General features: G+C 62.7%; 34 protein-coding genes. 20 read left to right on the forward strand and 14 right to left on the reverse strand.

Annotated elements, in window-relative coordinates; all coding sequences use genetic code 11:
• The first annotated feature begins 47 nt into the window (after positions 1–47).
• The 6 genes from PMI07_RS32920 to PMI07_RS32940 all read left to right on the forward strand — a co-directional run bounded on the left by PMI07_RS32920 (position 48) and on the right by PMI07_RS32940 (position 4,353).
• A complete protein-coding gene (locus PMI07_RS32920; protein ID WP_155956718.1) occupies positions 48–293 on the forward strand; it encodes a hypothetical protein in 246 nt (81 codons plus the stop codon).
• Entirely contained in the window at positions 290–412 is a 123-nt protein-coding gene (locus PMI07_RS36020) for a hypothetical protein (protein ID WP_007760828.1), read from the forward strand. Before PMI07_RS32920 ends, PMI07_RS36020 begins: the two co-directional genes overlap by 4 nt.
• A 91-nt stretch (positions 413–503) precedes the next feature.
• A complete protein-coding gene (locus PMI07_RS32925; RefSeq protein WP_037088885.1) occupies positions 504–2,597 on the forward strand; it encodes a S9 family peptidase in 2,094 nt (697 codons plus the stop codon).
• 282 nt (positions 2,598–2,879) lie between these two features.
• Entirely contained in the window at positions 2,880–3,395 is a 516-nt protein-coding gene (locus PMI07_RS32930; protein ID WP_007760826.1) for a DUF1697 domain-containing protein, read from the forward strand.
• Between the two features lie 7 nt (positions 3,396–3,402).
• Complete coding sequence (locus PMI07_RS32935; RefSeq protein ID WP_024164390.1) at positions 3,403–3,942, forward strand: hypothetical protein; 540 nt, start codon at positions 3,403–3,405, stop codon at positions 3,940–3,942.
• A gap of 135 nt (positions 3,943–4,077) precedes the next feature.
• Positions 4,078–4,353, forward strand: coding sequence for a hypothetical protein (locus PMI07_RS32940; protein WP_007752939.1), 276 nt, complete (start codon positions 4,078–4,080; stop codon positions 4,351–4,353).
• A gap of 10 nt (positions 4,354–4,363) precedes the next feature.
• Here PMI07_RS32940 and dmeF read toward each other — a convergent pair whose 3' ends face one another.
• Positions 4,364–5,350 carry a CDF family Co(II)/Ni(II) efflux transporter DmeF gene (gene dmeF / locus PMI07_RS32945; RefSeq protein ID WP_007752938.1) on the reverse strand — a complete coding sequence of 329 codons (987 nt, stop codon included), beginning with the start codon at positions 5,348–5,350 and terminating at the stop codon, positions 4,364–4,366.
• A 20-nt stretch (positions 5,351–5,370) separates the two neighbouring features.
• On the reverse strand, positions 5,371–5,643 hold the full coding sequence (gene dmeR / locus PMI07_RS32950) for a Ni(II)/Co(II)-sensing transcriptional repressor DmeR (protein WP_007752937.1): 273 nt from the start codon (positions 5,641–5,643) through the stop codon (positions 5,371–5,373).
• Between the two features lie 127 nt (positions 5,644–5,770).
• On the opposite strand from dmeR, the gene PMI07_RS33870 reads away from it, so the two are divergent.
• Positions 5,771–6,328, forward strand: a complete 558-nt coding sequence (locus PMI07_RS33870; protein WP_007752935.1) for a hypothetical protein — start codon at positions 5,771–5,773, stop codon at positions 6,326–6,328.
• A gap of 51 nt (positions 6,329–6,379) precedes the next feature.
• On the opposite strand, the gene PMI07_RS32960 is transcribed toward PMI07_RS33870, so the two are convergent.
• Positions 6,380–6,601, reverse strand: coding sequence for a hypothetical protein (locus PMI07_RS32960; protein WP_007752928.1), 222 nt, complete (start codon positions 6,599–6,601; stop codon positions 6,380–6,382).
• A gap of 117 nt (positions 6,602–6,718) precedes the next feature.
• On the opposite strand from PMI07_RS32960, the gene PMI07_RS32965 reads away from it, so the two are divergent.
• The 5 genes from PMI07_RS32965 (at position 6,719) to PMI07_RS32985 (ending at position 9,540) form a co-directional block, all read left to right on the forward strand.
• Positions 6,719–7,132 carry a helix-turn-helix domain-containing protein gene (locus tag PMI07_RS32965; protein WP_007752925.1) on the forward strand — a complete coding sequence of 138 codons (414 nt, stop codon included), beginning with the start codon at positions 6,719–6,721 and terminating at the stop codon, positions 7,130–7,132.
• 31 nt (positions 7,133–7,163) lie between these two features.
• Complete coding sequence (locus PMI07_RS32970) at positions 7,164–7,514, forward strand: type II toxin-antitoxin system RelE/ParE family toxin (RefSeq protein WP_007752924.1); 351 nt, start codon at positions 7,164–7,166, stop codon at positions 7,512–7,514.
• Between the two features lies 1 nt (position 7,515).
• Entirely contained in the window at positions 7,516–7,824 is a 309-nt protein-coding gene (locus PMI07_RS32975) for a helix-turn-helix domain-containing protein (protein ID WP_007752923.1), read from the forward strand.
• Between the two features lie 77 nt (positions 7,825–7,901).
• Positions 7,902–8,864: a prolyl aminopeptidase gene (pip, locus tag PMI07_RS32980; RefSeq protein WP_007752922.1), complete on the forward strand. Its 963-nt coding sequence runs from the start codon at positions 7,902–7,904 to the stop codon at positions 8,862–8,864.
• A 178-nt stretch (positions 8,865–9,042) separates the two neighbouring features.
• Complete coding sequence (locus PMI07_RS32985) at positions 9,043–9,540, forward strand: GNAT family N-acetyltransferase (RefSeq protein ID WP_037088801.1); 498 nt, start codon at positions 9,043–9,045, stop codon at positions 9,538–9,540.
• Between the two features lie 16 nt (positions 9,541–9,556).
• Here the strand turns inward: PMI07_RS32985 and PMI07_RS32990 are convergent, their stop codons facing one another.
• From PMI07_RS32990 to PMI07_RS33005, 4 genes are all read right to left on the reverse strand, one after another.
• Positions 9,557–9,748 carry a hypothetical protein gene (locus PMI07_RS32990; RefSeq protein ID WP_007752918.1) on the reverse strand — a complete coding sequence of 64 codons (192 nt, stop codon included), beginning with the start codon at positions 9,746–9,748 and terminating at the stop codon, positions 9,557–9,559.
• A gap of 18 nt (positions 9,749–9,766) precedes the next feature.
• Entirely contained in the window at positions 9,767–10,681 is a 915-nt protein-coding gene (locus PMI07_RS32995) for a cytochrome c (protein WP_007752916.1), read from the reverse strand.
• 82 nt (positions 10,682–10,763) lie between these two features.
• Complete coding sequence (locus tag PMI07_RS33000) at positions 10,764–11,204, reverse strand: cytochrome c (protein ID WP_007752915.1); 441 nt, start codon at positions 11,202–11,204, stop codon at positions 10,764–10,766.
• 179 nt (positions 11,205–11,383) lie between these two features.
• Positions 11,384–12,016, reverse strand: a complete 633-nt coding sequence (locus PMI07_RS33005; RefSeq protein WP_024164391.1) for a LysE family translocator — start codon at positions 12,014–12,016, stop codon at positions 11,384–11,386.
• 135 nt (positions 12,017–12,151) lie between these two features.
• Here PMI07_RS33005 and PMI07_RS33010 point away from each other — a divergent pair, with 135 nt between their 5' ends.
• Complete coding sequence (locus PMI07_RS33010; RefSeq protein WP_007762499.1) at positions 12,152–12,856, forward strand: YafY family protein; 705 nt, start codon at positions 12,152–12,154, stop codon at positions 12,854–12,856.
• Here PMI07_RS33010 and PMI07_RS33015 read toward each other — a convergent pair.
• Positions 12,853–13,695, reverse strand: a complete 843-nt coding sequence (locus tag PMI07_RS33015; protein ID WP_037088802.1) for a metallophosphoesterase — start codon at positions 13,693–13,695, stop codon at positions 12,853–12,855. The genes PMI07_RS33010 and PMI07_RS33015 overlap by 4 nt on opposite strands.
• 208 nt (positions 13,696–13,903) lie before the next feature.
• On the opposite strand from PMI07_RS33015, the gene PMI07_RS33020 reads away from it, so the two are divergent.
• A complete protein-coding gene (locus PMI07_RS33020; protein ID WP_155956719.1) occupies positions 13,904–14,350 on the forward strand; it encodes a hypothetical protein in 447 nt (148 codons plus the stop codon).
• 13 nt (positions 14,351–14,363) lie between these two features.
• Here PMI07_RS33020 and PMI07_RS33025 read toward each other — a convergent pair whose 3' ends face one another.
• Positions 14,364–14,735, reverse strand: a complete 372-nt coding sequence (locus tag PMI07_RS33025) for a DUF4440 domain-containing protein (RefSeq protein WP_007762506.1) — start codon at positions 14,733–14,735, stop codon at positions 14,364–14,366.
• Positions 14,736–14,839: 104 nt separating this feature from the next.
• Complete coding sequence (locus PMI07_RS33030) at positions 14,840–15,442, reverse strand: superoxide dismutase (protein ID WP_007762509.1); 603 nt, start codon at positions 15,440–15,442, stop codon at positions 14,840–14,842.
• Between the two features lie 174 nt (positions 15,443–15,616).
• On the opposite strand from PMI07_RS33030, the gene PMI07_RS33035 reads away from it, so the two are divergent.
• Positions 15,617–15,940, forward strand: a complete 324-nt coding sequence (locus tag PMI07_RS33035; RefSeq protein WP_007762516.1) for a hypothetical protein — start codon at positions 15,617–15,619, stop codon at positions 15,938–15,940.
• A gap of 60 nt (positions 15,941–16,000) precedes the next feature.
• On the opposite strand, the gene PMI07_RS33040 is transcribed toward PMI07_RS33035, so the two are convergent.
• The gene (locus PMI07_RS33040; protein WP_007762517.1) at positions 16,001–16,885 is read right to left on the reverse strand and encodes a branched-chain amino acid aminotransferase; all 885 of its coding nucleotides are present in this window, start codon (positions 16,883–16,885) and stop codon (positions 16,001–16,003) included.
• 169 nt (positions 16,886–17,054) lie between these two features.
• On the opposite strand from PMI07_RS33040, the gene tam reads away from it, so the two are divergent.
• On the forward strand, positions 17,055–17,825 hold the full coding sequence (gene tam, locus PMI07_RS33045; protein ID WP_007762519.1) for a trans-aconitate 2-methyltransferase: 771 nt from the start codon (positions 17,055–17,057) through the stop codon (positions 17,823–17,825).
• Positions 17,826–17,874: 49 nt separating this feature from the next.
• On the opposite strand, the gene PMI07_RS35255 is transcribed toward tam, so the two are convergent.
• A complete protein-coding gene (locus PMI07_RS35255; protein WP_155956720.1) occupies positions 17,875–18,276 on the reverse strand; it encodes a hypothetical protein in 402 nt (133 codons plus the stop codon).
• Here PMI07_RS35255 and PMI07_RS33050 point away from each other — a divergent pair.
• Positions 18,275–18,997: a gamma-glutamylcyclotransferase gene (locus PMI07_RS33050; RefSeq protein ID WP_007762531.1), complete on the forward strand. Its 723-nt coding sequence runs from the start codon at positions 18,275–18,277 to the stop codon at positions 18,995–18,997. The two genes, PMI07_RS35255 and PMI07_RS33050, sit on opposite strands and share 2 nt — an antisense overlap.
• Positions 18,998–19,162: 165 nt before the next feature.
• Positions 19,163–19,822 (forward strand): glutathione S-transferase family protein, encoded by a 660-nt coding sequence (locus PMI07_RS33055; protein ID WP_007762533.1) that lies wholly within the window; start codon positions 19,163–19,165, stop codon positions 19,820–19,822.
• Positions 19,823–19,853: 31 nt separating this feature from the next.
• Here PMI07_RS33055 and PMI07_RS33060 read toward each other — a convergent pair whose 3' ends face one another.
• Both PMI07_RS33060 and PMI07_RS33065 read right to left on the reverse strand, forming a co-directional pair.
• Entirely contained in the window at positions 19,854–20,189 is a 336-nt protein-coding gene (locus tag PMI07_RS33060) for a hypothetical protein (RefSeq protein WP_007762534.1), read from the reverse strand.
• Positions 20,190–20,296: 107 nt separating this feature from the next.
• A complete protein-coding gene (locus PMI07_RS33065) occupies positions 20,297–21,190 on the reverse strand; it encodes a LysR family transcriptional regulator (protein ID WP_007762535.1) in 894 nt (297 codons plus the stop codon).
• Between the two features lie 368 nt (positions 21,191–21,558).
• Between PMI07_RS33065 and PMI07_RS33070 the strand changes: the two genes are divergently transcribed.
• Positions 21,559–22,755, forward strand: a complete 1,197-nt coding sequence (locus tag PMI07_RS33070; protein ID WP_007772506.1) for an MFS transporter — start codon at positions 21,559–21,561, stop codon at positions 22,753–22,755.
• Between the two features lie 24 nt (positions 22,756–22,779).
• Positions 22,780–23,817: an aldo/keto reductase gene (locus PMI07_RS33075; RefSeq protein ID WP_024164392.1), complete on the forward strand. Its 1,038-nt coding sequence runs from the start codon at positions 22,780–22,782 to the stop codon at positions 23,815–23,817.
• Positions 23,818–23,872: the final 55 nt, after the last annotated feature.

The following is a 23,872-nucleotide window of genomic DNA, read 5'->3' on the forward strand; positions in this document are numbered from 1 at the left end:
CAGAACGGGAAATAGGATGATGTGATCGGGCTGGGGTAATGGGATCGATGACGGACGAGACGCTCTCGGATGCGAAGAAGGAACAAGTCAAACTGCGCGCGACGTTCCTGAACAATATCGGGATCGGGGTGATTTTGGTTGGCGTATTCACACCGGTCACGCGGCTCATTTATGGCGACATCAACATGCAGGTTAGCATGCTGTGGCTCATCGGCTCGCCATTGGCTTGTTTCGCCTTGGGAGTTACACTACATTTCATGGCTATAAGGCGGCTTGAGGGATTAAGCAGATGAACATCGAACAGTTGATCCTGTTCCTCACCCCGGTGGTGGGAATTGGTCTTGTGTTGCTTGCGTTGCGTATCCACGACAGGATCACCGGATTCCCGTTCGGCAAAGGCAAAGGTAAGTAAGCTCAAGCACCCGCTTGCCTCGCGGCCAAGCGCCCCCTATCTCTGGCACTCCTCGCCTCACAACCGGAGTGCTTCCTTGGCCACCTCCCGCATATCGCCTTTCGCCAATCTTCCCGCCGCTCCCGTTGCGCCCAAGAAGCCGGTTTCCGACACCCGCCACGGCATTACCCGCACCGACGACTACGCCTGGTTCCGGGCCGACAACTGGCAGGCGATGTTCAAGGATCCGTCGCTTCTCGATCCGGAAATCCGCAAGCATCTGGAGGCCGAGAACGCCTATATGGAAGCGGCGATGGGTGACACGGCCGCGCTGCAGAAGACTTTGTTTGCCGAGATGCGCGGCCGCATCAAGGAAGACGACAGCTCCGTGCCGATGAAGGACGGGCCGTTCGCCTACGGCACGCTGTTCGTGACCGGCGGCGAGCAGCCGCATTATTTCCGCACCCCGCGCGACGGCGGGGACAAACAGCTCCTGCTCGACGGCGACAAGGAAGCCGTCGGCAAGGACTATTTCCGCCTCTCCGGCATCGACCACACGAGCGACCATTCCCGCGGCATCTGGGGGTACGACGACAAGGGGTCGGAATATTTCACGCTGCGCATCCGCGATCTTGCCACCGGCGAGGATCTGGCCGACGTGGTCGAGAATACCGGTGGCGGCGGGGTCTGGGCGCCTGACGGCAAGAGCTTCTTCTATACGCTGCAGGACGAGAACCACCGTCCCTCGAAAGTCTTCCACCACATCGTCGGCCAGCCGCAGGGGCAAGACCGGCTGGTCTACGAGGAAGAGGATCCGGGCTTCTTCATGGGCGTCGGCGGCTCGCTGCTCGACGACTTCATCTATATCGACATCCACGACCACGAGACGTCGGAATACCGGCTGCTCTCGACCAGGGACCTGACGGCCGAGCCGGCTCTCGTCGCCGAACGCGAGGAAGGCATCGAATATTCGATGACCGAGGGCGGCGACGTCTTCTACATCCTCACCAATGACGGTGACGCCAAGGATTTCAAGATCATGCAGACGCCGGTCAATGCACCGGGCAAGCAGAACTGGACCGAGGTCGTGCCGCACGAGCCGGGCCGGCTGATCATCAGCCACATGGCGTTCGCCCGCTACCTGCTGTGGCTGCAGCGCAAGGATGGCCTGCCGCAGATCATCATCCGCGACCGGACGACCGGCGAGGAACATGCGATCGCCTTTGCGGAAGAGGCCTATTCTCTGGGGCTCCAGGGTGCCGCCGAATACGACAGCGACGTGATCCGCTTCTCCTATTCGTCGATGACCACGCCGAGCCAGCTTTACGACTACGACATGACGACCCGCGAGCGGGTTCTGCTGAAGACCCAGGAAGTGCCTTCGGGCCACAATCCGGACGACTACGTCACCCGCCGGGTGATGGCGCCGGCGCATGACGGTGAACTGGTGCCGGTCTCGCTGCTCTACCGGAAAGATACGCCGCTCGATGGCTCGGCACCCTGCCTGCTCTACGGCTACGGCGCCTATGGCATCACCATTCCGGCCGGGTTTTCAACCAACAACCTGTCGCTCGCCGATCGTGGCTTCGTTTATGCCATCGCCCATATTCGCGGCGGCAAGGACAAGGGTTTTGCCTGGTACGAGACCGGCAAGATGGAGCACAAACAGAACACGTTCAAAGACTTCATCGCCGCTGCTGATTATCTGAATCAAGAGAAGTTCACGTCCTACGCGAACATCATCGCCGAGGGCGGCTCGGCCGGAGGCATGCTGATGGGCGGCATCGCCAACATGGCGCCGGAAAAATTCGCCGGCATCATCGCCGCGGTCCCCTTCGTCGATGTCTTGAACACCATGCTCGACGACACGCTGCCGCTGACCCCGCCGGAATGGCCGGAATGGGGCAACCCGATCGACAGCCTCGAAGAATACCAGTGGATCGCCGCCTACTCGCCCTACGACAATGTCGAGGCGAAAGCCTATCCGCCGATCCTTGCCATTTCAGGCCTGACCGACCCGCGCGTCACCTATTGGGAGCCGACCAAATGGGTCGCGAAGGTGCGCGAATTCTCGACCGGCACCGCGCCGATCCTCTTGAAGACCAACATGGCCGCCGGCCATGGCGGCAAGTCGGGGCGTTTCCAGCGGCTGGAGGAGATTGCGTTCGAATATGCGTTTGCGATCAAGGTGGCGGGGAAGATGTAGGGGGTCTGCCAGAGAGGGCGTGCCGTGCCAGCCCCCCTCTGCCCTGCCGGCATCCCCCCCTCAAGGGGGGAGATTGGCTGGGAGCCTGCTCACCGCTCTACATTCAACGTCTCATCCTACGCCCCCGCATGACGCTTGTTTGGAAGTGAGGGTCGCGCCGCTTGTGATCTCCCCCCTTGAGGGGGAGATGCCCGGCAGGGCAGAGGGGGGCGGACGCGCGATGCCCTTCAATGCATGTTGGCGACACCAAAACGCTAACGGGTTGCCCTTGGGAGGTGAGAAATGACAGTCTACGTTGCCCTGCTCCGCGCGGTGAACGTCGCCGGCACCGCGCTCCAGATGACTGAACTCAAGACCATCTGCGAAGGGCTCGGCTTCACGGACATGAAGACCTACATCCAGAGCGGCAACGTGCTGTTCCGGTCCGACGAGCCGGAAGCCCAGGTCGCCGACAGACTAGACGACGCTCTCGGACGGAAATTCGGCAAGAAGCCGGGCGTGATGGTGCGCTCGACGGAAGAGCTGCAGGCGATCGTCGAAAACGCGCCCTTCCCCGAGGCGAAGCCGAATTTCCTGCTCGTGCATTTCCTGCCCGAGAAGGCCGCCAAAGATGCGCTCGACAAGATGGTCGGTCCAGACGGCGAGGAGGCGGTCGTCGCCGGGCGCGAGATCTATGTCCATTATCCGATCGGCTCGGGCAAATCGAAGCTGAAGCTGCCGGCGCTGAAACCCGGCACGTCACGCAATCTCAACACCGTGCGCAAGCTCGCCGAAATGGCCCGCGCCATGGAAGGCTGAACGGCCGATGGCGAGCATCGTCATTCCGATCGTCTGTTATGCCGTGATCCTCTATGTGCTCGGCGTAGCCGGCTGGTCCGTCTGGCGGCAGCGCAAGGCCAGGCGGCCCGCCTGGCCGCCCTACCCCTTGATCAATGCGAGCGAGGAGGAAATGGACCGGCGGCGGGCGGAGGTGCGCGACAGGCTCTCGCACAAGGCGCTCGGGGCTGAACGGATGCGCCTTGTGTGGCAAAAGCTGCAGAGGGCCAAGATCGGCGAAGGGCTGATTCACGAATTCCATCGCGACTTCTGCGGCCACGGCCTGATCCGCACCGAGACTGGCGTCATTCTCTGCGACATCCAGGACGGCTTTCATCCGGGACCGACCATCGCCACCTGGGCAAGCGAAGAAGAGTTCGTCGCCTTCTTCTCCCGCCAGAGCGATTTTACCCTGAGTGGCTGGGATCCAGCCGAACCCATCTTCTACACGCAAGATACATGGTATCGGCAGAACCAGCGGCTCACCCAGGCGATATTCGACCGGTTCTTAGGCAGCCGGAACGGATAAGGAACGCACCGAACAGCCTTGCATTGGCATATTTTTGTCAAGCCCCTGTCGTCAAACCGAAACATCGATCGCAAGCCTCGCGCAAGCTTCGTGCGTTAACTATTTGTTAACCATTCTGAACACGGGCGTTTCGCCATGAAGATCGATAGCGGCCTCAACGGCTATTATTATCCCAACCGGGCACAAGAGATGGACCGGAAAGTCGAAGACGCGCCCCAGCGCGAGACTGTCGCTGCCCAGCGTTCGCCGAATGCCTTGACGGGAAGCAGCACGCTGCTGTCGTCTTCGCTTGCCAATGCGCTCTGGGTGATGGAAATCGACGATGCGGGCTCCGCAAATGTCGACATGCAGGTCCGGGCCGTCCCGCAGGACTGGGTCGAAGGCCGCTATCAGGAATTCGCCGAATTCTAAACCGCCCCGGTTATGCCGTCCTAGCCGGCGTGACTTCCACCGTCACATGCGACAGATCCCGGATGCCCCGGAGCTTATCCTTGTAGAAGGACGGCGCCTGGGGTTTTGGCGTGACCAGCGCGACGATCGCCGCATGGTGTCCCGGCCCCACCTGCCAGACATGCAGGTCCGAGATCCTGTCCTCCTCCGTCTCGACGCTCCGGCGGATCCTGCCCGCCAGCTCCTCGTCATCCGGCTGCGCATCCAGCAAGACCGTGGCGGTCACGCGGATCAGCCCCCAGGACCAGCGGGCGATCACCAGACCGCCGACCACGCCCATGGCCGGATCCAGCCAGGCCCAGCCGTGGGACCGACCGAGAATCAGCGCCGCGATTGCCAGAACCGAGGTCAGCGCATCGGCGAGGACATGCAGGTAGGCGGCGCGCAGATTATGGTCCTTGGCAGCGGGTTGATGCGCATGGGCGCCGTGGTGCCCCTGATGATGGCCGCCGTCATGGGCATGACTGCCGTGATGGGCATGGCTGCCACCATGAGAATGGTGGTGATCCTCCCGGAGCAGCCAGGCGCTGAGCAGGTTGACGGCCAGGCCCACTGCCGCGACGAGGATCGCCTGATCGAAATCGATCGCCACCGGGCTGGCTAAGCGGGCGAAACTCTCCCAGGCGATCAGCAGCGCGATCAGGGCAAGCACGATGGCGCTGGCAAAGCCGGCGAGATCACCGAGCTTGCCGGTGCCGAACGTGTAGCGCGGATTGCGGGCCTGGCGGCGGGCATAAAGATAGGCAAGCGCCGCGATCAGCATGGCGCCCGCATGGGTCGACATATGCCAGCCGTCGGCCGTCAGCGCCATCGAACCGAAGACCGAGCCGGCGACGATTTCCGCCACCATCATCGTCGCGGTCAACGCGATCACCAGCCAGACCTTGCGCTCGTTGCGCTCGTGGGCGGCGCCCAGAAACACATGGTCGTGCTTCAGTTCCTCGACGGGATCGGCCATGGTCTTCTCCTTCATCTCGATCAGCGGATATAGGTGCGGAGCGCCTCGGCGAGTTCGTCCACCGCCTGCGCCCTCTGTTTCTCGTCACCGGCATGCAGCACATGCTCGCGCAGGTGATCCTCCATGACTTCTCCGGTGAGCCCGGAAAGCGCGCCACGGATCGAGGCGAGCAATTGCAATACCTCGCCGCAGGGTGCCTCCCCTTCGAGCGCCCGCTCGACCGCTTCCATCTGCCCCTTCAGCCGGCGCACCCGCGCCAGAAGCTTTGCCTTTTCCCGAATGGTATGGGCCACGAGTGTCTCCATATAATATAGGGGGGTATCCTATAATCCTATACCCGGCCGACACAACTCAAATCCGAAAGCTCCGTGCAGGTTTTGGGACCTAAGCCGCTGGTGGTCTCATACGAGGAGAGTCGCGATGACGACGATTGGCAGCACCAACCCATATTACGCATCTCTTTACGGTATCCTTGGCAAGAACGGCGGCGACAAGAATGCTTCGGGCGGCAGCGCCAACGACTACGCGGCGCCGCGGCAGTCCGTATCGGGCGGCATGACCGGCAGCGATACGGTGTTCGGCGCAAAGCTGGCAGATAGCCTCTGGACGATGGAAAGCCAGGGCGTCGAGGTCGATCAGGACGGCGGCGACACCTGGCTTGGCGAGGCGCCTTCGACGCGATACGAGGACGAGTTCATGGATCTCGCCAAGAAGACCTTCGCCGAGCGCATCCGCGAACAGTATCTCAAGGACAAGGATCTTACCGAAGACGATCTCAAGACCATGTCGGCGGAAGAGCGCGAGGCGGTCGAAGCGGATATCCGCAAGGCGATCCTCGAAGCGATGGGCGTCAACGGCCAGAAGCAGGAAACCGCGATGGATATGGGCGGCAACCCTGCGGCCCTGGCACAGGGCAACGCGCAGAAACAACAGCAGCAGCAGAACGGTACCGACGACGATCCGCTGCTCTCCATGTAAGGTTATAGGCCTTCGGCGGCTGCAACCCTGCCAGTCAGGGCTGTAGCCGTTTTACATCGGGCGATCGGCGCCATTGTCGTTGGCGATCACCGTGGATAGTTCCTCGTTTGCGTGCCGCTCGTGCTCCCATTGCGGCCGCGACCGCCGCAGCATCTCCATCGCCAGGATCAGCCACATGCCGGCTACCGTGGCGACCAACGCCCAGAACAGCCGGAGGATGTCCCGCGATCCCTCCTCGAACCTGGCGTGGCAGTGGCTGCAGCATCCGATCATGGCGTCACCTCTCTGTTTGCTCCGGTGCTCGTCTTTCGTCCGGCCGGCTTGTCTTCCTGCCGGTGACCGACTAGATAATTCCTCTAGTGACTAGAGCTACAAGAGGAATTTTCAGCCATGCTGTCGATCGGCGATCTTTCGAAACGCACCGGCGTCAAGGTGCCGACCATCCGCTATTACGAGCAGATGGGCCTCATCGAAGCGGCCGAACGTTCGGAGGGCAACCAGCGGCGCTATGAGCGAAACGATCTCGAACGGCTCGCCTTCATCCGCCATGCCCGCGATCTCGGCCTCGACATCCCGGCGATCCGCGAGCTGATCGCGCTCAGCCAGCATCCCGACCTGCCTTGCGCCAATGCCGACAGGATCGCCGCCGATCATCTGACCGCCGTGCGCGAAAAGATCGAAAAACTGAAGAAGCTGGAGCACGAACTCGAACGGATCATCTCACACTGCGACGGCCATTCGATCGAGGATTGTTATGTGATCCGGGCGTTATCGGATCACGGGCTATGCGAGGGGGAGCATTGACGGACATAACCCAATGGGTTAGTTTCAATTCATGAGAAAACTGCAGACGGTCGCCGAGCTGCCAACGTTCACAAGCCAGGCGGCCGCTATTTTCTCTGCGGAAGAAAAGGAAGAAGTGATTTCCTTTCTTGCGGCCAATCCCCTGGCCGGCGACGAAATTCCCGGAACGGGCGGCGTGCGCAAGGTTCGCGTGCCGGCGAAGGGAAAGGGCAAGCGAGGCGGCGCCCGCGTTATCTACTATTGGTACAGCGAGGATGCTCCGCTCTATGCGTTGCTCGTCTACGCAAAGAACAAGAAGACAGACCTGACGCCCTATGAGGCCAAGGTCGTATCCGCGCTCGCCAGGGCGATCAAGGAACATTACCGGACGAGGACGAAATAGGATGGCAAAAAATTCGAGCTTTGGCGAAGACCTGATCCGGGCGATGACCGGCGCTCTGTCTCATGCGAGGGGCGAAGCCGTCGATGGCGTCGCCGTCCACCATGTCGCGGTCGACATGCCCGATCCCAAACTGATCCGCCAGCAGCTTGAACTTACGCAGGACCAAATGGCGCGGGTGCTTGGTATGAGCGTGCATGGTTACCGGAAATGGGAGCAAGGTCATCGCCAGATGAGCGGACCGGCGGCGAACCTGCTGCGCGTGATGGAGAAGGAACCCGAAGCCGTTCTGCGCGCACTATCGGCCGCATAGGCCGAGCTCGTCACGGTTTCATCATGGGCTTGTTCTAAGAGACGCCCTCTCTTTTCGCCATGAGGGATCTCGCAAATATGCCCATCCTCTTCCCTGCCCTTGCCCCCTACGAGACCGGCTTCCTCGACAGGCCCGACGACAACCGGATCTTCTTCGCCCTTTCCGGCAACCCCGCCGGCAAGCCGGCGCTGTTGCTACACGGCGGGCCGGGGTCGGGCATGTCGGACAGTGCCCGGCGGCATTTCGATCCGGCCGTGTGGCGCATCATCCAGTTCGACCAGCGCGGCTGCGGGAAAAGCGCGCCGGACGCGGGCGATTTCGATAATAGTCTTGCCGACAATACGACGCGGCATCTGATCGGCGACATCGAGGCCTTGCGGGAGCGCCTGCGGGTGGAAAGTTGGCTGGTCTTCGGCTCCTCCTGGGGCGCGACGCTGGCGCTGGCCTATGCGCAGGCTTTTCCCGAATACGTCCGTGCGATCATCCTTGCCGGTGTCACCACGACGCGCTGGGCCGAAATCGACTGGCTTTACAACGGGCTGTCTATCTTCCTGCCGGAGGCCTGGGAAAAGTTCACCGCGGCCATTCCGGAGCCCTTCCGCAACCGCCATCCCGTCGCCGCCTATCATGCACTTCTCAATGACCCGGATCCGGCTGTGCGCCACAAGGCCGCCTTCGACTGGCATCATTGGGAGGCCGGCTCGATTTCGGCGGAACCGCAGGCAGGGCTGCCCGCCCGCTGGCAGGATCCGGCTTTCGTGCTCGCGCGGGCGCGGCTCTGCGTCCATTATTTCGGGAACCGCGCCTGGCTGGAGGATGGCCAGCTTTTGCGCGAGGCCTACCGGCTTGCCGGGATACCGGGCTTGCTGATCCAGGGCCGGCTCGACCTGCAGGGGCCCCCGGCAACGGCATTTGCACTGGCAAAAGCCTGGCCGGGGAGCGAACTGGTAATGATCGAGAATGCCGGCCATTCGACCGCCGACGAGGGCATGGCGGAGGCGATCATGACGGCTGCCAATCGTTTCGCAGATCACGCTTGACAAGATTTGAGATCGGGAGCATCTAGGCGCCATGATCAACACGCGCACGACCACCGCCTGCTCGTATTTTTGGGCCTTCCTTTAAAGGGCGGCTCGACAGATCACCATGTCAAAAAAGCCGCCGTCAGGCGGCTTTGTTGTTTCAAAAGGCACCTGACGGCAAGAAGACCGAACAAGGATGCCGGAAATGACCGAAGATACCGATATCACCCTGCCCCGCCCGCCGGTCGTGACGATCCGCAGTGCGAAATCGCGCGACCTGCCGGAACTCAACGAGATGATCGCGCTGCTCGCCGCGCATCACAACGACCCCGCCGCCATCACCCCTGAAAAACTCGAGCGCGACCTGTTCGGCGCGATGCCGTGGATCAGCGCGCTTGTCGCCGATACCGGCTCGGAACTGATCGGCTACGCCATCCTCGTGCCGCTCTACCGGGCGCAGGAAGGCACGCGGGGCATGGACCTCCACCATCTCTTCGTGCGCGACGGCCATCGCGGCCACGGCATCGGCCAGCACCTCGTGTCGCGCGCCCGCGAGATCGCCAGGAGCGCCGGCTGCGACTATCTTTCGGTCAGCGCCGCCACCGGCAATTTCGCCGCCCACCGCTTCTACGAACATATGGATTTCAAGCCGCGCCCGGTCACCGGCATGCGCTATACGCAGGCGCTCGCGTGATATCCGCGGCCGAGGCCTATCCGGCGGCCTTGGCCAGGATTTTGAGATAGTCGTCGACCGCCTCGCGGAAGGCGGTCTCGGCTTCGATCAGCGTATCGGCATGGAAGCCGACGATATTGGTAATCCCAGCAACATGGCCGACAAAGATTTCGTCTTCGGCATCGAATTCGATGACGGCGGAATGGCCTTTGTATTCTCGTAGGTTCATGGCTCGCCCCAGATTCGTCTACCGCGCCGGCACCGCCTTCAAATAAGCCGCAATCGCCTCCAGATCGCTCTTCGGCAGATGCGCGAGGTTCTGCTGCACTTCGACCATGGAGCCGCCGACCGTGTCGAAATCCGGAGTGAAGCCGGTTTCGAGGTAACCGGCGATGTCGCTCTCGCTCCACGAGCCGATATCCGTCGAACCCGGCGTGATGTTGGGGATGGTTCCCTTGCCCTCGGGGTTCGGGCCGCCGGCGAGCCAGCGGTCGGGCAGGAAGCCGCCCGTCGCGTCACGCGGTGTGTGGCATTCGCCGCAATGGCCGGGGCCTTCGACCAGGAACTGGCCGCGCTTGACTTTGTCGTCTGCCGACGCAAGCTGCACCCGCAGCTGATCGCTGAAATAGAGGAATTTCCAGCCGCCAACCGCCAGCCGGATATTGTAGGGGAACGGCAGTTCGTGCGGCGGCGCCACATTCGTGCTTGCCGGCAGCGTCTTCAGGTAACCGAAGAGATCGTTGATATCCTTGGTCGAGAGCCGCGAATAGGAGCCGTAGGGGAAGGACGGAAAGAGGTGTTCGCCGTTCGGCCCGACGCCGCGGGTGGTGGCATTGCCGAACTGCGCCAGGGTCCAGTTGCCGATGCCGGCATTCGGATCCGGCGAGATGTTCGGAATATGGAACGTCCCGAACGGGCTCGGCAGCGCCCTTCCGCCGGAAAGCACCTTCAGGGCATCCCCGGTAGCACCGGTCGCGGCATGACAGCTCGCGCAGCCGCCGGCCCAGAAAAGCTGTTCGCCCTTGGCAAGGTCTGGCGCGCCGAGACCCGCCCAATGAGAATCGGGATAGGGGTCGGGCTTGGTCAGCGCCCAGGCCGTGGCGGCGCCGGCGGCGATCACCACGACGCCCGCCGCCAGGATTTTGGACCATATCGAGGCCATCGCCTTCCTCCAGCGTAACGAGATCATACGAGGGCGGCCGCAGAAGACTGCGGCCGCCTTTCATTCGAAGATAGGGTCACAGTTACTTCAGGCGAAAGTTCTGGTGGCAGGTGTTGCAGTTGCCACCGAGCGTCTGCAGGGCCTTGCCGACAGCGGCCTGGTCTGCCGGCATGGAAGCCAGAACAGCCTCCGCATCGGAACCGAGCTTCTGGGCGTTCCCCCGGAATTCGGCGTTCTTTTCCCAGATGGCCGGTGCAGCCTTGGTCTTGTCACCAGTCTCGGAACCTGCCGGGAACTGATCGGGGAAGGCCTTGATATTGGTGCTGATCGTGGTCAGCGCGGTGCGCACCACAGCCTGGTCATAGGGTTTTTCGCCCTTGGCGATACCGCCGAGCGCGCCGGCTGCGCCGCCGATGCCCTTCATCAGCGCCTGGCGCTTGGCAATCGGGGTTTCCTGGGCGGTCACGGCAGTGATGCCAAGACAGAGTAGGGCCGCGGCGGCGGCAATCAGTTTAAACTTCATCCATTGTTCTCCTCGTTGAGCCGGTCATGCCGGCGCAGTTTTGCGGGCTCATGATTGCCGGCTTATGCGTTTGAAAAAAGTAACTTTTCTGTCATGACGCCGCGAGCGGCCCGCCTGTTGCCGGGCGGGCACGGAATGCGAGGGATATGTGTCTTGCCGCGATTGTGGCAACCCGTGCTTCAGGCCATCAGACCTTCCCAGAGCGTCAGCATGGAAACGCCAAGCAGCAGAAGGCCGGCAATCCGCCCAACCCAGATCGTCGCCCTGCCATTGCCGACGAGAAATTGCCGCGCCCGGCCGGCCGCTACGGCCAGGCCGCCATAGATGGCAAGCTGGGTCGCCGCCGTCATTATCGCCATGATCGCCGCCTGCGGCGGCAGCGGTCCGAAATCCGGCCGCAGGAATTGCGGGTAGACGGCGAGCATGAACAGATAGGCCTTGGGATTGATGAGGCAGGTCACTGCGCCGCGCCGGAACGCTTCCCAGTTCGACCGCGTGTCCGCCGGGCCGACGTGATCGACGGTGATCGAACTCCTGATCAGGCTGACGCCGATCCAGGCCATGTAGAGCGCGCCGGCAATCAGCAGCGGCCTGAACAGGACAGGCATGAGGCTCGCCAGCAGCCCGACGCCGACCGCGCCGTAAAGCGAGTGCACCAACCCGCCCGCGATGATGCCGGCCGTGGCGGCAAGTCCTGCCGTGCGACCGCGGGTCAGCGAATTGGCGAGCACGAAGATCATGTCCATGCCCGGCACGACGATGATGCCGAACAGGAGCGTGAAGAAGAGCCAGAGATTTTCGGTATAGGTCATGTCAGTTTCCTGAGCCTCGCATAGTCGGCTTCGGATGCCGAAGCCTTGTTTTTCAAACGGATATGCGGTCCTATACGGCAGCCCAACTGACAGCGTGTTGTCAGTAGCGATGGTTTGGGACCAAGGAAAAGCGGCATGCGCAAGGCCTCGCGCCTGTTCGAGATCATCCAGATCCTCCGGCTCGCCAAAAAGCCGGTGACAGCGGCCGATATCGCCGTACAGCTCGAGGTGACGGTGCGCTCAATCTACCGGGATATCGCGGCGCTGCAGGCGATGCGGGTGCCGATCGAGGGCGGGCGCGGCATCGGCTATATCCTTCGCCCCGGCTTCACGCTGCCGCCGCTCATGCTGTCGATCGAGGAGACGGAGGCGATCGTGCTTGCCCTGGCATTGCTCGAACGGACCGGCGACACCGAGCTCCGGCAGGCCGCCAAGCAGGTGAACCGCAAGATCGCCGCCGTGGTGCCGGTGCCGCTTGCCGGCACGTTTTCCGCCAATGCGCTGCATGCCTGGGGTTCGGTGGCGCCGGTGCCCGACGCGCTCGACCTTGCCATGGTGCGCCGGGCGATCCGCGACGAGCAGAAGCTGGCGCTCGACTACCGCGACGAATATGCCCGCGCCACGGAACGGACGATCCGGCCGGTGGCGCTGATCTATTATTCACAGACGGCCAATATCGTCGCCTGGTGCGAACTGAGGCAAGCGATCCGCAACTTTCGCGCCGACCGGGTGGAGCATTGCGAGCTCGCCGACGGTTTCTTCCGCGGCGAAGGCGAGACACTGCGACAGCTCTGGGTCCAGGGCTGGACGGACAAGACGGCCGCCGGGACAGCAGGCTAGAGTGGAAGCGTGCGGCTTTCCTCGCGGCCGTGGCCGATGATCTCGATACGATCGGCGAAGATCTCGACGACGGCGAAGGTGTTTTCCGTCTCGGTATCGACCATGCCCTTGAAGTTCACATACCAGGTGTTTTCGGCACGGCCGAGATTGCCCACGTGGTTGTGGCCGTTCAGATAGGCGATCACATTGCCGGAGCGGGCGAAGAGACCGGTGAGCCGCTCGCAGCCCCAGAGATTGTGCGCGTTTTCGGGGTAGAGCGGATAGTGGCCGAGAACGACGACCTTTTCGTCCACGGCGCGGGCGCGCTCGAGCACGGCTTCCAGCCACGCGAACTGCTCATCGCCGATGCCGCCGTTCCATTCCTTGGCGTTGATCGCGCCCTCGGCCAGCAATGTTTCCAGCCGCTGCTGCGCCAAAGTGTGGCGCGGGTGGCCTTCCGGCGTCGAAAACAGGCTGATCTCGTTGCCGTCGATCACCACGAAGCGGAAACCGCCGCGGGAAAAATCGTGCCAGGCGGAGGGCATGCCGAGCCGCGCATGGACATTGTCGAGCTGCGCCGGCGCGACGAAGAAATCGTGGTTGCCGGGCATGAGAAAGCTCTCGTGGCGCAGGCCCTCATAGACGGCAAGCACCGGACCGTAGTTCTCCCAGCTGCGATCGATGAGATCGCCGAGCGTCACCACGAAGGAGAGATCCTCGCCGTTCAGCACGCCGATCGCCTGACCCAGCTTGTCGAGGCTGTTGGCGTAATAACGGTTCATCTCCAGCCATGGCGGCAGGTCGGCATATTGCGGATCGGCGATCACGCCGAAGCGGAGGAGAGGTTTTTCGTGAGGCATTTCGCGGAGGTAGTGGGTGCGTATGACAGGCGTGTGACAGGGCCGGAGTGGCGGCAGCGGTATATTGCGAAGATTATGCGCTGCTTCGCAATAGCGCATCAATCTCGGTTGAAGATCCGAGGCGCTGCGGTAATTGCAACAAAATCATGCTTGTGACATCACATTGGTATCCGCCCGCAGCATCCTGAAAAACGTGGAATGGGAATTGTTGGCCGCTTTCTTTCGCACCCTTTGGGCGCTGTTCTGGCGCTCCATGCTCGTCCTGATCATCAACGCCGCTGCCACATATGGCCTGGCCCATCTGGCGCATGCGGTGTCCGAACCGTCGGATCTTGCCGTCAAGGCGCGGCTTTCGCTGGCCTTCCTGCCGGCCGCCATTCTCTTCCTGCTGCTTGCCCTGAACCGGGGGATGGCTGGAGCCCTGCTTATCGAGGCTGGATCGCCGCTCTCCGACGGTCAATGGCGGCGAGCCTATCTGGCGCTTTTCGCGGGCGCGACTTTCATCGTGATCATCGAGATCATCACCGCCCCTATCCTGCCAACGGACCCCTGGCTGGCAATGCGCTCGCTCCTGCCGATGTTGGTGTTCGTCATCCTGTGGCTGGCGCTGGCCGGCGGGTTGGCAAGGTCGCCGGATAGAACACTGAAGGCCTGAAGCAGGCGCCCATTCAGGCAATCACCGTTCCCTGGTGAAAGACAATCTTCCAGCCGGTCGCAGTGCTTCTCCAGAACGTGGACCGACGAGTGCGGCGGTCAGGCTCCTCCAGAGTGTACGACAAATGGTAGAGGTCGCCGGCGAGGCGGCTGATTGAAAAATCCCGGCAGGGCCAGTCATGAGGCTCCGGTTCGCGATATCGTTCGAGAAGATTGGCGATCACGACATCGCGCCGGTAGACCCGGCCGCTGGCGCCGATTTCCCAGAAGGCCTCGTCGGTCATGGCTTCGAGAGCTTCCCGGCTGGTGCCGTATTCGCGTCGGTGAAAGATCGGCTCGCGTGCGGCGAGCTCTGCCAGGACGGTCTCGATCGAAAGTTTGGTCATGCTGCTTCCTTTCAAAGTTGGAGGCTTCGCGAGTGCCAAAACAAAAACACCCGGCGCCTTGCGACACCGGGTGTTCTCAAAAGACCGACGATTGAGCCGTTCGATTACTTCGTGGCGGCTTCGTAGCGTTCGAGTACGTAGTCCCAGTTGATCAGGCTATCGACGAAGGCTTCGAGATATTTCGGGCGAGCATTGCGGTAGTCGATGTAATAGGAATGTTCCCACACGTCGACGCCGAGGATCGGCTCGGCACCGTGAACCAGCGGGTTTTCGCCGTTCGGGGTCTTGGAGATGGCGAGCTTGCCGTCCTTTACCGAAACCCAGGCCCAGCCGGAGCCGAACTGCGTCGTGCCGGCAGCGATGAAATCGGCCTTGAACTTGTCGAAGCCGCCAAGGTCGGAAGCGACCGCTGCTTCGAGCCTGCCCGGCAGCTTGGTGCCGCCGCCGCCCTTCTTCATCCACTTCCAGAAATGGACGTGGTTGTAGTGCTGGGCGGCATTGTTGAAGAGGCCCTGGTTGGTGCCGAAGGACTTCTTGACGACTTCCTCGACCGACAGGTCGGCAAGGCCGGCTTCGGCAGCGAGCTTGTTGCCGTTGTCGACATAAGCCTTGTGGTGCTTGTCGTGGTGGAATTCGAGCGTCTCCTTCGACATGAAGGGCGAAAGGGCTTCGTAGTCATAGGGGAGTTCGGGAAGTTCGAAAGCCATTGGTCTACTCCTTGTTCGGCACACACCGTAGGTAAAGCGTCGTGCGGGAACATAGGAGCGCAAGGCCCAAGAGGCAACGGTAAGTTTGCCAAAAATCAAGCCAATCGCGTCAAGAACTTGCTGAATTTTCAGCATACAAGAAATGGGCCAGATCACCGATTCGGAGACCGTTTGATGAAGACCACTTTTGCTCTTGCCGCAGCCCTCATCGCATCCAGCGTCACCGTCGCGCACGCCGCCTCGGACGATGCCTGGTCCAACTTCCGGGCCGAGGTCGCCAAGGCCTGCGTGACCGCCGCCAAGGGGCTGATCGAGAACGGCAAGGCGCTGGTCGATCCCTTCGGCAGCCAGAGCTACGGGCTCGCCATCGTCTCCGGCAAGGCGGTCGGCGCCAACGTCACAGTCAGCACGCTCTGCGCCTTCGACAAGAAGACCCGCAAGGCCGAGATCGGCGGCGAGATCTCCGCCGATAAGCTGACGGTGAAGACGGGGAAATAATACTCCGGATCAGGCGGCGCTGGTTACGCGACCGGACGGCGGGCCAGGGACGGAAAAGACTCAGGCTTCGTCGCCGGGGGAGCGGGCCCAGTCCATGTAGAGTTCCAGCGCCTTGCGGGCGACCGGGCCTTCCTGGAGCTGGCGTTCCTCGAAACGGTTGACCGGCACGATCTTGGAATAGTTGCCGGAGGTGAAGATCTCGTCGGCATCCGTGAAGTCCTCGACCGTCAGCGTCGTTTCGCGCACGTCGAAACCGCCGCGGCGCAGAAGGCCGATGACGCGCGAGCGGGTGATGCCGGCCAGGAACGTGCCGTTGGCGATTGGCGTCATGATCACCCCGTCCTTGACCATGAAGATGTTCGAGGAGGCTGTCTCGGCGACATTGCCGTTCATATCGCGGGCAAGCGCATTGTCGAAGCCGCGGTTGCGGGCTTCCATGATCATGCGACCGCTATTGGGATAGAGGCTGCCGGTCTTGGCGCCGGTGATCGCCACTTCCGGGTTCGGGCGGCGATAGGGCGAGACGGTCAGCGACGAGGGTTTGGCGGTCTGCATCGGCGCCTCGAACAGGCAGAGCGCGAAGCGGGTCGATTCCGGATCGGCGGTGACGGCGCTGTAAGGCATGCCATGTTCCGACCAGTACATCGGCTTGATGTAGATCGCCGTCTTGCCGTCGAATTTCTTGACGCCCTCCCAGGCGAGCGCCTCGATCTCCTCGGCCTGCATCACCGGCTGCATGCCCATGTTCTTTGCCGACCGGTTGACGCGCTGGCAATGCAGGTCGATGTCGGGTGCGATGCCGTCGAACCAGCGGGCCCCGTCGAACACGGTGGAGCCGAGCCACATGGCATGCGACGTCGGGCCGATGAGCTTCGGATTGCCCTCGAGCCATTCGCCATCCACGAAGGTCCAGGTGGTGGTGCGGGAGGCTGTGTTGACGGGCATGGCGATCTCCTTGACGCTTCAAAATTGCGGGGTGAGTGAAGTCCGGCCCCGCCGCCGAGGTCAAGCGATAATATGAAATGGATCATCACAAAAATTGATATTTTTGCCCATGGAGACCGGCGCGCCGGAGTGCCATGTTCCAGCGGGACACGATGGAAGGAAGACAGAAATGGCATGGTCTGCAGAGCAATATGTGAAATTCGAGGACGAGCGGACGCGGCCGGCACGCGATCTCCTGGCGCAGGTTCCGCTCGGCTCGGTGGCCCGTGCCTATGACCTCGGCTGCGGCCCGGGCAACTCCACCGAGCTGATCGCCGAGCGCTTCGGGGCGACCAGCGTTACCGGCCTCGACAGCGACGACAACATGCTGACGGCGGCTCGCAAGCGCTTGCCCGGCACGGAATTCCTGAAGGCGGATCTTAGTAGCTGGGTGCCGGAAGAGCCGGCCGACCTGCTTTATGCGAATGCGGTCTTCCAGTGGGTGCCGGACCATATTGCCGTGCTCGCGCGCTTGATGGACCACCTGAAACCCGGCGGCGTGCTGGCGGTGCAGATGCCCGACAATCTCACGGAACCCAGCCATCTGCTGATGGAGGAGACCGGGGCGGCCGGTCCGTGGAAGGCCGCCTTCGAAGGCGGCCGGGTGCGCCGCGCGGTGCTGCCTCCGCCGGCTGCCTATTTCGACCGGCTGATGCCGAAATCCGCCCGCGTCGACGTCTGGCACACGATCTATTACCACCCGCTTGGTGATGCGCCCGCAATCGTCGAATGGGTCAAGGCGACCGGCCTTCGGCCCTATCTCGATGCGGCCGGCGCGGAGCATGCGCAAGCGTTCACGGCGGACTACACCGCCCGCATCGCCAAAGCCTACCCGCCGATGGCCGACGGACGGGTGCTGCTGCGCTTCCCGCGGTTGTTCATCATCGCGGTGAAAGCCTGACGGTCGTCCTCAAGAGGTTCCCGGCGACTTCAAGGCGTGCCCGGCGACTTCAAGGGGTTCCCGGCGGCGGGGCGAGCGGGTTTTGCTGCTGAGGCTGTGTGACCTCGATCCGGCCAAGACCGGCATCGTTCAGCCAGATGATGCTCAGCACACAACCGACAAGGATCACCAGAACCGCAATAAAAAGCCAACGCATCAGTTCAGAAACTCCACTCTTCAAGTCATCGAGAAAGTTTCCAGCCGGAAACAATCCGTGATCCCTTGGAGCAAAACATCTGGGCGTCGATGCGGCAACGCAGCAAATCGGCGGTTTGATGGCAGCAAAACGGAGAATGAGCCCCCCGGAATGGCGAGCAAATGGCCGGGAAACAGGTTGACTCAGCTCCAATGCGCTTGCACTCTTTCTGCTTGCCATTTTGGTCGCCCTGCCCGAAAAACCGTTCGAAGCCATGCCGAAACCTTCCACATTGTCGTTGACCCAGGACCTGGTCGACCTCTGTTTTCGCGAGGAGGTGGACCCCGGCCCGCCGGCCACATGGGAGCCGCTGAGCGATGACGACTACATCCAGATCGCCGACCGGCTGGCAGCTGACATCGGCGAGGATCCACTCTGGGTGTTCGCCTATGGTTCGCTGATCTGGAAGCCGGGCTTCGATTCCATTGCCTGCCAGCGGGCGGCGGCTTTCGGCTGGCATCGTTCCTTTTCGCTGCGGATCGAGCGCGGCCGAGGCTCGCCGGAACAGCCGGGGCTGATGATGATGCTGTCGCGCGGCGGCCGCTGCGACGGGGTGATCTACCGGGTGGCCGACGACGACAAGCGCGTCCAGATCGAAAAGGCGCTGCGTCGCGAGGTCAGCCATCGCGACAGCCTCACCTCGTTCCGCTGGCTGCCGGTCCGCACCCAGGCGGGCGAGACCGTGCGGGCGCTGACCTTCTGGGTCGGCGGCACCAGCAAGCGCATCGTCCGTCCGCTATTGCCGCTCGACGAGGTGGCGACGGTTCTGGCGCGCGCCTGCGGGCATCGCGGGTCCTGCGCCGAATATCTCTACAATACTGTCGTGCACCTGGCCGAATTCGGCATCCACGACCGCAATCTCTGGCGGCTGCAGGAGATGGTGGCCCAGGAGATCCGGGCGATGCATGTGCGCGAGGCGATTGCGGTCGGGGCGTGAAGCGGAGGGCGCCGTTGTGGAAGCCTGAGCCGAGATGCGTGCCGTGCCAGGCGATCTCGCCAGAAGAGGCCCGAAATCGCCTCAACATAAAACCGATTGCAAAAAGCAATCAGCTGCGCTATCCGTAAACCAGTTTCATTTCGCAATCGGTTATGGGAGGCCGTCATGCGTCCGGTTCTGTATTCGCATCCATTCTCGTCCTATTGCCAGAAGGTGCTGACGGCGCTTTACGAGAACGACACCCCTTTCGACACCCGCATGCTCGGGCCGGAGGATCCTTCTGCTTACCAGGATCTCTGCAGCATGTGGCCGGTGAAGCGCTTCCCGATCCTGATCGACGGGGAGAAGCGGGTTTTCGAGGCGTCGATCGTCATCGAATATCTCGGCCTGCATTATCCCGGACCGGTAAAACTGATCCCGGACGATGCGGATGCGGCGCTCGACGTCAGGATGATGGACCGGTTCTTCGACAACTACATTTCCACCCCGCAGCAGAAGGTGGTGTTCAACGCCATCCGGCCGGAAGAGAACCGTGACCCCTACGGCGTGCAGGAAGCACGCGACATGCTGGACGCCGCCTATGGCTGGCTGGACCAGCGCATGGCCGACCGGCAATGGGCTGCCGGCGAGACGTTCAGCCTTGCCGATTGCGCCGCGGCGCCTGCCCTTTTCTACGCCGACTGGACGCACCGGATCGGCGAGCAGTTCGCCCATGTGCGGGCCTATCGCAGCCGGCTGCTCGCCCGGCCGTCGTTTGCGCGTGCGGTGGACGAGGCCCGGCCGTACCGGTCGTTCTTCCCGCTCGGCGCACCCGACCGGGACTAGGAGAGGTCACCGGGGGTAGCGGGCGGAGCCTTTAGAACATGCTGTCATTGGCGATCGGCAGACCGCGCAGGGCGGCATAGACCCGCCACACCTCCCGGCGCAGGACCGCGCTCGGGCGCACGCCGCCGCTGCCGTAATTCTTGTACTTGTCGCGATAGGCTTCCATGAAGACCGTCACCGCCTCGATGACGTCTGCATGCAGCTCAGCCCTGCGGCGCAGCTCCTCCTTCTCGGAATGGAGGATTTCAAAACTCTGAACGAGCAGCCGCAGGTCTTCCATCGACATGGTGACATGCGAGCGTTCGGCCGAACCGGCAGTCACCTCCGCCCGGATACGGGCGATGATTTCATTCAGTTGGTCATTCATGGGAAGATTCTCCTGTCCCGCGGATGTGGGTGGCAAAATCGACCAATGCAAGGCAAAACTGTGGCCGCAAAGACACTTTTCCCGATCAACGTGATCGAAACAGTCACCTAGAGCCGCGCCGCGAGGAAGTCGATATAGGTGCGGATGCGCAGCGCGAGGTGTTCGTGGCCGGCATAGACGGCGTGGATTTCCTCGATGTCCTCGGGATTGAAATCCTCAAGAACCGGCACCAGCCGCCCCGCCACGATGTCCGGTTCCACATGGAAACGCCCGACGCGACCGATGCCGAGGTGGTCCAGGCAGAACTGCCGGATGATCGAGCCGCTGCTCGCTTTCAGGCTGCCGGAAACCGGCAAGAGTTCACGCTTGCCGGTTTTCGGATCACGAAAAGGCCAGCCTTCGACCGATCGCCGGAAATTGAAATTGATGCAATTGTGATGGATGAGCTCGGCCGGAGTCTTCGGCACGCCGTGCCGCTCCAAATAGCCCGGCGAGGCGATCACCACCTGGCGGCTCTCGCCGAGTTTCCGCGCCATCAGCGAGGAGTTGCGCATCGGCCCGTGGCGGATGGCGATGTCGACCCGCTCGCGGATGAGATCGACGATATCGTCGGTGAGGGTGATGTCGAGCTGCACATCCGGGAAAAGCTGCTGGAACTCGCAGGTCAGCGGCAGGATGTAACGCTCGCCGAAACCAACCGAGGCGTTGATCGACAGCGGCCCGCGCGGCAGCGTCCGTCCGCCGCCAGAGACGATCTCCTCCGTATCGGCGATCTCGGCAAGGATGCGCCGCGCCCGCGCCAGATAGGTCTCGCCTTCCGGCGTCAGCTGCAGCATGCGGGTAGAGCGGACGACGAGACGGGTGCCGAGCCGGTCTTCCAGCCGGGTGACGAGCTTGCTGACGGCGGATGGGGAGAGTTTGAGTTTGCGGCCGGCGGCTGAAAAGCTCTTGAGTTCGGCTGCGAGGGCAAAAACTTCCATTTCACCGGCGCGGTTGTCCATCGACATCACCTTTGAATTCAATTCATAAATGATTATCCGCTTATGCGGCTACACAGGCAAGTCCGAGGCGACGATATTGCGGTGCAGAAGAAGGTCTCCGCGTCACCCAAGGCCCCCTCATCCGCCTGCCGGCACTTCTCCCCGCCGGGGAGAAGAGGATATGTCGCTGCTGTCGCCGTCCCTCTTGTCCCTCGTGGAAAAGAAGAGCGGAGAGGTTTGTGACTGTTCCTTTCGCGCCTAGGTCGGATGTGAATGGGACCGCACGGCATGTCTCTTCTCCCCAGCGGGGAGAAGGTGCCGGCAGGCGGATGAGGGGGCCTCGCGAACGACCACCGACCCCTTCCTCCCAAAGGACAAGGACCCAACCAATGCCTCTCGCTCTCTACGCCCTGACGGCCGGTGCCTTCGGCATCGGCGTCACGGAATTCGTCATCATGGGCCTGCTGATCGATGTCAGCGCCGATCTCGGCGTATCGATCTCGGCCGCTGGCCTGCTCATTTCCGGCTACGCGCTCGGCGTCGTCATCGGGGCTCCCATTCTCGGCGCGATCGCCGGCAAATGGTCGCGCAAGACGCTGCTGATGGCGTTGATGGTGGTGTTCACCGTCGGCAATCTCGCCTGTGCGCTGGCGCCCGATTACTGGACGCTGATGGCGGCCCGGGTGCTGACCGCATTCGCGCATGCTTCGTTCTTCGGCGTCGGTTCGGTGGTCGCCACCGGTCTCGTCGCACCCAACAAAAAGGCTTCCGCCATCGCCATCATGTTCACCGGCCTGACGGTCGCCAATATTCTCGGCGTGCCCTTCGGCACCTGGCTCGGCCAGGCCTATGGCTGGCGCTCGACCTTCTTTGCCGTCACCCTGATCGGTCTCGTGGCGCTCGCCGTGATCGCGCTCTTCGTTCCGAAGGACAAGGCGGCGGACAATCATGAGGAAAGCGCGCAGGGGGCGCTTGCCGTGCTCGGCCGTCGCCCGGTCCTGCTCGGGCTGCTGATCACCGTGCTGAGCTGGGTCGGCGTGTTTGCGGGCTTCACCTATATCGCGCCGATTCTGACCCAGATCACCGGCTTTTCGGAAGCCGCCGTCTCGCCGATCCTGCTCGTCTTCGGCGGCGGCCTGGTGGTCGGCAACCTGGCCGGCGGGTGGCTCGCCGACCGCCACCTTGTGCCGACCATCGTCGCCAGCCTCATCGCGCTCTCCGTCGTGCTGCTGGCGCTGACCGCCGCGATCCACCAGCCGGTGCTTGCCGTCATCGCCATCGGCCTCTTCGGCGCCGCAGCCTTCGCCACCGTCTCGCCGCTGCAGATGTGGGTGCTGCAGAAGGCGGAAGGTGTGGGCCAGGGCCTTGCCTCGTCGTTCAACATCGCCGCCTTCAATCTCGGCAATGCGATCGGTGCCTGGCTTGGCGGCGTGGTCATCGACCATGGCCCGGGTCTCGGTTCGGTCACGCTGATCGCCGGCCTGGTGCCGCTCGCAGCGCTTGCGGTCGCCCTCTTCGCCATCCGGCTGGACAAGCGCGAGACCGCCATCAGCGGCGCACCCGCCCTCTCCTGCCCGGCCGAATAACCGACACACCGAAGGATCACGACCATGGAATACCGCAATCTCGGCGCATCCGGCCTCAAGGTGCCGGTCTTGAGTTTCGGAGCCGGCACGTTCGGCGGTTCCGGCCCGCTGTTCAGCCACTGGGGCACGACCGATGTCGAGGAGGCCCGCCGCCTTGTCGACATCTGCCTGGAGGCCGGCGTCAACCTGTTCGACACCGCCGACGTCTATTCGGCCGGCGCTTCGGAAGAGGTGCTCGGCCAAGCGATCAAGGGCCGGCGCGACGACGTGCTGATCTCCACCAAGGCCAGCCTGCCGACCGGCGACGGGCCGAACGACTGGGGCTCCTCCCGCTCGCGGCTGATCGCTTCCGTGGAAGCCGCGCTGAAGCGGCTCAGCACCGACCATATCGACATCTTCCAGCTCCACGCCTTCGATGCTTCGACGCCGGTGGAGGAAGTCGTCTCGACGCTCGACCAGCTCGTGAAGGACGGCAAGCTGCGGTATATCGGCGTTTCCAACTTCTCCGGCTGGCAGATCATGAAGTCGCTCGCCGCCGCCGAAAAGCACGGTCAGACCCGCTATGTGGCCAACCAGGTCTATTATTCGCTGATCGGCCGCGACTACGAATGGGACCTGATGCCCTTGGGCAAGGACCAGGGGCTCGGCGCGCTGGTGTGGAGCCCGCTCGGCTGGGGCCGCCTCACCGGCAAGATCAGCCGCGGCAAGCCGCTTCCGGAAGGCAGCCGCCTGCATGAGACGGCGGATTTCGGCCCGCCTGTCGAGGACGAACTGCTTTACCGGGTGGTCGATGCGCTGCAGGCGGCGGCTGACGAAACCGGCAAGAGCGTGCCGCAGGTGGCGATCAACTGGCTCACCAGCCGGCCGACGGTTTCCTCGGTTATCATAGGCGCCCGCAACGAGGAGCAGCTTCGCCAGAATCTCGGGTCCGTCGGCTGGTCGCTGACGGCAGAGCAGATCAGCAGGCTCGATGCGGCCAGTGCCGTCACCGCGCCCTACCCGCATTTCCCCTATCGGCGGCAGGAGGGCTTTGCCCGCCTCAACCCGCCCCTCGCCGGCTGATACCCCCGAAAACTCGGGTGGTTGATCCGTTACAGAATCGGTCCATGTAATACGG

Source organism: Rhizobium sp. CF080, assembly GCF_000282095.2.
In the GTDB taxonomy this organism is placed as follows: domain Bacteria; phylum Pseudomonadota; class Alphaproteobacteria; order Rhizobiales; family Rhizobiaceae; genus Neorhizobium.

Excerpts from the sequence above, each read along its gene's own strand:
- PMI07_RS32920 (WP_155956718.1), top strand. The coding sequence starts at position 48 with ATGACGGACGAGACGCTCTCGGATGCGAAGAAGGAACAAGTCAAACTG.
- PMI07_RS36020 (WP_007760828.1), top strand. The coding sequence starts at position 290 with ATGAACATCGAACAGTTGATCCTGTTCCTCACCCCGGTGGTGGGAATT.
- PMI07_RS32930 (WP_007760826.1), top strand. The coding sequence starts at position 2,880 with ATGACAGTCTACGTTGCCCTGCTCCGCGCGGTGAACGTCGCCGGCACC.
- PMI07_RS32935 (WP_024164390.1), top strand. The coding sequence starts at position 3,403 with ATGGCGAGCATCGTCATTCCGATCGTCTGTTATGCCGTGATCCTCTAT.
- PMI07_RS32940 (WP_007752939.1), top strand. The coding sequence starts at position 4,078 with ATGAAGATCGATAGCGGCCTCAACGGCTATTATTATCCCAACCGGGCA.
- dmeF (WP_007752938.1), bottom strand. The coding sequence starts at position 5,350 with ATGGCCGATCCCGTCGAGGAACTGAAGCACGACCATGTGTTTCTGGGC.
- PMI07_RS33870 (WP_007752935.1), top strand. The coding sequence starts at position 5,771 with ATGACGACGATTGGCAGCACCAACCCATATTACGCATCTCTTTACGGT.
- PMI07_RS32960 (WP_007752928.1), bottom strand. The coding sequence starts at position 6,601 with ATGATCGGATGCTGCAGCCACTGCCACGCCAGGTTCGAGGAGGGATCG.
- PMI07_RS32965 (WP_007752925.1), top strand. The coding sequence starts at position 6,719 with ATGCTGTCGATCGGCGATCTTTCGAAACGCACCGGCGTCAAGGTGCCG.
- PMI07_RS32970 (WP_007752924.1), top strand. The coding sequence starts at position 7,164 with ATGAGAAAACTGCAGACGGTCGCCGAGCTGCCAACGTTCACAAGCCAG.
- PMI07_RS32975 (WP_007752923.1), top strand. The coding sequence starts at position 7,516 with ATGGCAAAAAATTCGAGCTTTGGCGAAGACCTGATCCGGGCGATGACC.
- pip (WP_007752922.1), top strand. The coding sequence starts at position 7,902 with ATGCCCATCCTCTTCCCTGCCCTTGCCCCCTACGAGACCGGCTTCCTC.
- PMI07_RS32985 (WP_037088801.1), top strand. The coding sequence starts at position 9,043 with ATGCCGGAAATGACCGAAGATACCGATATCACCCTGCCCCGCCCGCCG.
- PMI07_RS32990 (WP_007752918.1), bottom strand. The coding sequence starts at position 9,748 with ATGAACCTACGAGAATACAAAGGCCATTCCGCCGTCATCGAATTCGAT.
- PMI07_RS32995 (WP_007752916.1), bottom strand. The coding sequence starts at position 10,681 with ATGGCCTCGATATGGTCCAAAATCCTGGCGGCGGGCGTCGTGGTGATC.
- PMI07_RS33000 (WP_007752915.1), bottom strand. The coding sequence starts at position 11,204 with ATGAAGTTTAAACTGATTGCCGCCGCCGCGGCCCTACTCTGTCTTGGC.
- PMI07_RS33005 (WP_024164391.1), bottom strand. The coding sequence starts at position 12,016 with ATGACCTATACCGAAAATCTCTGGCTCTTCTTCACGCTCCTGTTCGGC.
- PMI07_RS33010 (WP_007762499.1), top strand. The coding sequence starts at position 12,152 with ATGCGCAAGGCCTCGCGCCTGTTCGAGATCATCCAGATCCTCCGGCTC.
- PMI07_RS33015 (WP_037088802.1), bottom strand. The coding sequence starts at position 13,695 with ATGCCTCACGAAAAACCTCTCCTCCGCTTCGGCGTGATCGCCGATCCG.
- PMI07_RS33025 (WP_007762506.1), bottom strand. The coding sequence starts at position 14,735 with ATGACCAAACTTTCGATCGAGACCGTCCTGGCAGAGCTCGCCGCACGC.
- PMI07_RS33030 (WP_007762509.1), bottom strand. The coding sequence starts at position 15,442 with ATGGCTTTCGAACTTCCCGAACTCCCCTATGACTACGAAGCCCTTTCG.
- PMI07_RS33035 (WP_007762516.1), top strand. The coding sequence starts at position 15,617 with ATGAAGACCACTTTTGCTCTTGCCGCAGCCCTCATCGCATCCAGCGTC.
- PMI07_RS33040 (WP_007762517.1), bottom strand. The coding sequence starts at position 16,885 with ATGCCCGTCAACACAGCCTCCCGCACCACCACCTGGACCTTCGTGGAT.
- tam (WP_007762519.1), top strand. The coding sequence starts at position 17,055 with ATGGCATGGTCTGCAGAGCAATATGTGAAATTCGAGGACGAGCGGACG.
- PMI07_RS33050 (WP_007762531.1), top strand. The coding sequence starts at position 18,275 with ATGCCGAAACCTTCCACATTGTCGTTGACCCAGGACCTGGTCGACCTC.
- PMI07_RS35255 (WP_155956720.1), bottom strand. The coding sequence starts at position 18,276 with ATGGCTTCGAACGGTTTTTCGGGCAGGGCGACCAAAATGGCAAGCAGA.
- PMI07_RS33055 (WP_007762533.1), top strand. The coding sequence starts at position 19,163 with ATGCGTCCGGTTCTGTATTCGCATCCATTCTCGTCCTATTGCCAGAAG.
- PMI07_RS33060 (WP_007762534.1), bottom strand. The coding sequence starts at position 20,189 with ATGAATGACCAACTGAATGAAATCATCGCCCGTATCCGGGCGGAGGTG.
- PMI07_RS33065 (WP_007762535.1), bottom strand. The coding sequence starts at position 21,190 with ATGGACAACCGCGCCGGTGAAATGGAAGTTTTTGCCCTCGCAGCCGAA.
- PMI07_RS33070 (WP_007772506.1), top strand. The coding sequence starts at position 21,559 with ATGCCTCTCGCTCTCTACGCCCTGACGGCCGGTGCCTTCGGCATCGGC.
- PMI07_RS33075 (WP_024164392.1), top strand. The coding sequence starts at position 22,780 with ATGGAATACCGCAATCTCGGCGCATCCGGCCTCAAGGTGCCGGTCTTG.